Annotated in this window: 2 protein-coding genes; both read right to left on the reverse strand. The window is 56.3% G+C overall.

Annotation, left to right across the window (positions count from 1 at the left end; genetic code table 11):
* Nucleotides 1-466 precede the first annotated feature (466 nt).
* Nucleotides 467-3,142 (reverse strand): flagellar filament outer layer protein FlaA, encoded by a 2,676-nt coding sequence (locus VAE55_RS05445; protein WP_322814787.1) that lies wholly within the window; start codon nt 3,140-3,142, stop codon nt 467-469.
* 217 nt (nt 3,143-3,359) lie between these two features.
* A complete protein-coding gene (locus tag VAE55_RS05450) occupies nt 3,360-4,943 on the reverse strand; it encodes a hypothetical protein (protein ID WP_322814788.1) in 1,584 nt (527 codons plus the stop codon).
* Between the last annotated feature and the right edge of the window lie 648 nt (nt 4,944-5,591).

Below are 5,591 nucleotides of genomic sequence, written 5' to 3' on the forward strand. Positions count from 1 at the left end.
CAGCATCTGCCGGCGGTGGCGAGGATGCCTCCACGCAGGCTGGAAGCCTGCGCCACGGGGAGCGCTTGCAGTCCACCTTAACGCAACGTGACATGTGGGTAATGCATAGCCTACGGATGGGCGGGTTGTAGAGGAGCAGGTTGTGAACCCGCCCCTACGAACGGACAGTAGGGGCAGGTTGTGAACCTGCCCCTACGGGTTTGTCGTGAATGGCTTCATGGTTGTTCATCAGTCCAGTGAGGGGGTTGTCTCTATCGAACGGCTGCTGCGGCAGCCACGCTGCTGTATTCCACACCTCGCGACCCGAATAATCCTGCCTGTCAACGGTATTCGCGCTGAAACGTGAGACCACTGCGTGCGGAGTGGAAACACGACTCTGCGCAGCACACTCATCCATTCCAATACGCCAGGGCACCCTTTCGGATGCCCTGGCGTCGTTACCCGCTCAACGAGGCCTCACCCTCATTCATTGCCCACCATACCGCCAGCGCAGGTAGTGCTGTCCGACATTGCCCATCTCAACCCGCCAGTTGGGATCGTTGTCAGGGGTGTAGGTGAGTACACGCCGTTCAAAGGCCTGGATCAGGACATCTTTTTCAACCCCGCCAACTTTTACTCTGGCCCAGTATGGTTCGCTGATCGGTAAGCCCATGACGAAGACCCAGTCGATGATCTGGCGATTGACGTAGCGGCCATTTTCAAGCACGACCCCTTGCTGGGCAAAGTAGTCGAGGAAGACCTGGGGAATGTTGTGGCCGAGGGTTGATTCGTAGCTGCCAATGCGGACCTCGTACCGTCCCAGATCAGGACGTTCGCTCACGCTTCCGTCGCGGCTGAGGAAGGCGGTCACTACCTGCCCGCTCCGATCTGGGGCACGTCCCGTCTGCACCGGGAAGGCTACACTGCGCAGGGTGGTGTAAGTCGGCGCGTTGGGATTTACTGCTGCCGGATCGCCGGCAACAGCTTCATCCGCCGGGGTGCGATCTTCAAATTGGGCATCACCAAGCTGTATTCGTCCGGTAAGCATTTCAACCACGAGTAGGCCGTTCGTGACATACCACTGATTGCGCGGTGCATTTGGGTTGTTGATCTCCATCCGACTCTTGTCGAAGTACTGTACCAGTCGACTCCCACCAGGGCTTTGGGCATACGGTTCGCGCATCGCACCGCTGATCGGCTGTGGCCCCCAGATCCACGAGCGTGGTCGTAAGCCGGGTGCGCCGCCGGCCACCGGCTGATCGGTGCGCTGCCAGACATTACGCATCGCGTCGTCGGCGAAGGCACCGTTGGGTGGTACGAATCCGCCGCTGGCCGCTGGTTGCGATGGCGCTACCGGCTGTTCAGCTCCTGGGCGGTAGATCAGGTAGATCGGTCGCGGCCCAACGTCGAGTGTCAAGAAGCCGCCTGACGTAGCCTGTTGTCGCTGTGAACCATCACGGTCAATAACTGTCACAACGGCATCGGCACTGGGAATCCGTACCCGACCACCATCGACTGCCCAGACAACCTCGACTACACCATTGCCGCCGGCAAAACGAGCTGCGTAGGCTTCTGGCCCGCTGTAGCCGGTCAGATCATCGAGATAGATCACCCCTTCGCCGGTACGACTGTCTGGATCGTCGTCGATCACGATTGCCTGCAAGGTGATCTCGCCATCGAGCTTGCCATCAACGAAACGGATGCGGTTCCCCGGCTCAACTGGGCCATTGATGGCAGCAACAAGCTGTTGCCAGCCAGTTGGCCCAATCTTCCCCAACCGGTATTGGAGAATCTCGCCCTGCGTATCGCGCAGTTGCACTTTGAGATCGAAACTACTCCCGTCACCGTACACCCAGATGCCAATCTGGGTTGTGCCGGCGGGAAAGCTGATAGCTTCACGAGGGGTAAAACTTACGTAGTCATTCCCTCCGGTTGTGAAGCGATAGCGCACCTCGGCTGCACCGCTACCACTACGTACCTGGGCACTGCTCCATCCAATCGAACCGTTGCCAACCGGGAAGGTCTGCCAGTTTAGCGACCATTCAAAATCGAATGCAATCCGTGCCTCGCTCAATCTACGCACACCGAGTGGCTGGCGTCCACCTACCTGCTGGTTGAGTGTGCGGAATGCGTTGAAAGCCGGTTTGAACTGACTGTAGTCGGCCTGACCATTGCCGTAGCGAAGCAAACCGTAAGCGTTGTACGGCACGCCATTGCGCAGTTGCATATCCTTGAAGCGAAACATAATGACCCGTTCGACGCCGGCCTGACGCAGCAGCGCCATCGCCCGGATCAGATAATTGGCCTGCGTCTCGCTGTCAACAAACTGCGCACCAGTTCGATCACTCTCGCTATCGGCCCAGCCGAACTCAGTGACCCAGATCGGCTTTGGCCCCAAGCGGGCAGCCAGGGTCTGGATCGCACCAATTCCAACACTATCAATCGAACCGGCTTCAGGGCCGAGTGGATCGGTGTAGGGGTGGAGGGCAATGATGTCGAACGCATTCCAGGCACCGTTATCGGCCAGTGCCTGCAAGAACGATCCGGCAGGTTCGGGGGAGACGATCCCGGCTGCCAGCACGGTTGCACCGGGATCGGCGGCTTTGATCGCCGGATAAACCGCACGGAGCAGTGCAGCATACGCAGCCGGATCGGGGGCCGGACGCCAGTAAACCGGATTGTCAGGTTCATTCCAGATCTGCCAGTAGCGTATCCGATCTTTGTAGCGATTCACGACCGTCGCAACAAAACCGGCAAAGAGTTGCGGGTCAGGCGGGTAGAAACTGCCCTGCTCTGGCGGAATACCGTCATCTGCCGGGCTTGGTGTACCCCATCCCACTGCCGGATTAAACAGACCAACAATATTCATTCCGCGCCGCGTCAGTTCATTGACTGCCCGGTCGGTGAACGTCCAGTCATACTGGCCAGGACGCGGTTCGATGCGTCCCCACTGAAATTCCTCCCGCACCCAGCCCAGCGCACTTTGTGAGATCACGTCTGCCGGTTGATGCAATGAGTCGGGGAATGGGTAGGTTGTGGCGATGTGCGTATTAGCACCAAAAGCTGAGGGGCTAGCCGATTGCGCGGTTACTAGGGCAGAGGGCCAACCCACCAGGAAAAGGCTCATCAACAAGAGAAGGTTGATATAACGGGCATGATGCATACAGAGACTCTCCCTTTTAAGCAAAACATACCTGACGAAAGCAGTATATATGACTGACGAAACCAAAATGGTAAAAATTTACCACATTCTTGCACTGCAATGGACGCAGCTACTCGGATCAGGGGTTTGTCCGGGGCAAACTACACATGCAAATTGGGAGAGGGCAGGTAATGTTCTCTCTCCCCGTGCTTAACCTGGCGGAGAGTGGGCTTTCTGTTTAGCGTAAGATCAACGGTACCATCACCTGATGATAGGACGGTGACGGAATCTCGATGGGGAGAGTATAGGCCGGTGAGAGACGACCGGCACTATCAACAAAACGTACATACATCGCTGGCATCGTCGTTGTTGTCGTCACTGTCATGAGTGACAATTCGCTGCTTAGCGGGAGTAGCAGGGTTGGTTGATACGGCAATCGGAGTGGATTGTGAAAATCACGTGCAATGCTCAATTCAATGGCCTGAGTGTCCGCCGGTGCTTGCAATTGGATCATCAGCGTTGTATCATCAAGTTGAGCGGGAGCCGGAATGTGATAGTCGGGCATCGGCCCTAATCCGCTGACAGTAAAGGTCTGCGTGATCGGGGTTGCGGCATTACCCGCCGTATTAAACGCACGAAACTCAACCTCATACGTTCCATCGTACAACGGCAACTCGATCTGCGCTGTTTCGCGGCGGCTATCGAAGCTCCCGTCGGTCGGCAATACCAACTGCCATTCGCCATCGCCAACCTGATACTCAATGGCCGTAATTTGATTAACGCTTGCATCAGGTTGGACCGGTGAAGGGTATGGCAGATCACGGGCTGTCAGTTCAACAACCGGTCGCTGGCTGACCGCCTGGAGATTGACCGTTAGCGAGAGCGCAGGTGTCGTATCAAGCACATCAATCACGCCATCGTCGTCGCTGTCGCGATAACCGAGTTGATGCCGGGCCGAGGTGTCAACTGCACCGGTGATAAAGCTGTCGATCAATTCGTGCATGATGCTTGGCTCATTGGTGCCACAATTGTTGAACATACTGTTCGTGGTTGGGGTAAACAGGTAGCCACTGCGTTGATCACAGCTAACCCCGGCAACACTGTACTGATCGAGTGCACCGAAGAGATGGGCAAATTCGTGCGCGATAACCGATCGGAGCCAATATGTTTGATATGGCCCACCATCGGAGGTAATGACGCTGAACGGGCCGTTCAGGTAAGCGTAAGCAAAGCGGCCATCGGCAAAGTAACCATCGTCGTTCGCGCTATTGACGATGAAGAAGATTGCTGCCCAGTCAGTGCCACGCTGTTCACGCACATCGAATAAGGCCATGTATGCCTGCTCGAAGTAGTTTGCGCTGATATAACCTAACTCACCTAAGACATCACTAATCCAGAGACCCTCCTGCGCCAGTCCATAGCGAATTGGCTCATATCGAGTCGGAACAACTCGCACAGAGAGGTCAAACTCCAACCGGGCAGCCGGCAATCGTTCGCGCCACCAGTCGAGCGCGGCCTGCGCCTCATTCACAATCTGATCTACCTGCGCAGCGTTCCAGTCTTCGGTGGAAGGATCGAGGGCACCGGTGCTTTCCGGCAAGATAAGCTGAACAGCAACCCATCCGGCCAGATACTGACTCGGCAAACGAGGCGAGAGTTGGTCATCGTCCACCGCAAATGATAGTGTAGCCGGTGGCGGAGCTATCAGCGCATCACCTGCGGGTAATGGTAATTCTGGCTGAGGGCCAGGAGCTGCGTAAAGTACAGTCAGTGGCGCTACCAACAGGCAGAATAGAAGGCTGAATAGAAACCTGGTGCGCATAGCGGCCTCGCCTGGCTAGGATGAGAATGAAGAGCAAAGCCGTTCTCTCAATGTCAAGGTACATCGGAAAGGGGTACATGCCCAGAGGCGAAAGAGTCCCGTTGTGGCGAGACCGGTATAACTAGACGGGAACTATGACAGGTAGGAACGTTGTACTAAGAGCTTTCCCGGATAACTCTTACAGGGGATAGGAGATAGGAGATAGGAGGTAGGAGATAGAAGGTTAGAAGGTAGGAGATAGAAGGTAGAAGGTAGGGGTATAGAACAGACGCATGAACGCTTGCCAATCGCCAACGACAGCACATCCTGCTTCCAGACTGCCGGTATGGCAGCGAGGAGAACTGACAACCATCTCCAGTGCCATCACGCACTGGAGATGGTTGCCTTACCCACTCGTCATGCGCGTAGCGCAGCGTGTGGAGTGCGGCAGCCATGCTGCCGCGCCAGCCATGCTTACTACTTACGATCCGGTGCATGGTACACCGTTGACCCGGATAGTCACGCGGATACGGTGTGTGCCTGTCACGCTCCAGAAAACGGTTGGCAATGAATTGAGATAATTTCTGGTAGATGGTAACTACCTACGTCCCTGTGATGAGTGAGACTGGCTGATGGGCGAAGAGCGTGCGCAACGTCGCAACGATAGTG

The organism is Chloroflexus sp. (assembly GCF_034432675.1).
Taxonomy (GTDB): domain Bacteria; phylum Chloroflexota; class Chloroflexia; order Chloroflexales; family Chloroflexaceae; genus Chloroflexus.

What these genes read in the sequence shown, in the direction of transcription:
- VAE55_RS05445 (WP_322814787.1), bottom strand. Translation starts at nt 3,142, where the DNA reads ATGCATCATGCCCGTTATATCAACCTTCTCTTGTTGATGAGCCTTTTC.
- VAE55_RS05450 (WP_322814788.1), bottom strand. Translation starts at nt 4,943, where the DNA reads ATGCGCACCAGGTTTCTATTCAGCCTTCTATTCTGCCTGTTGGTAGCG.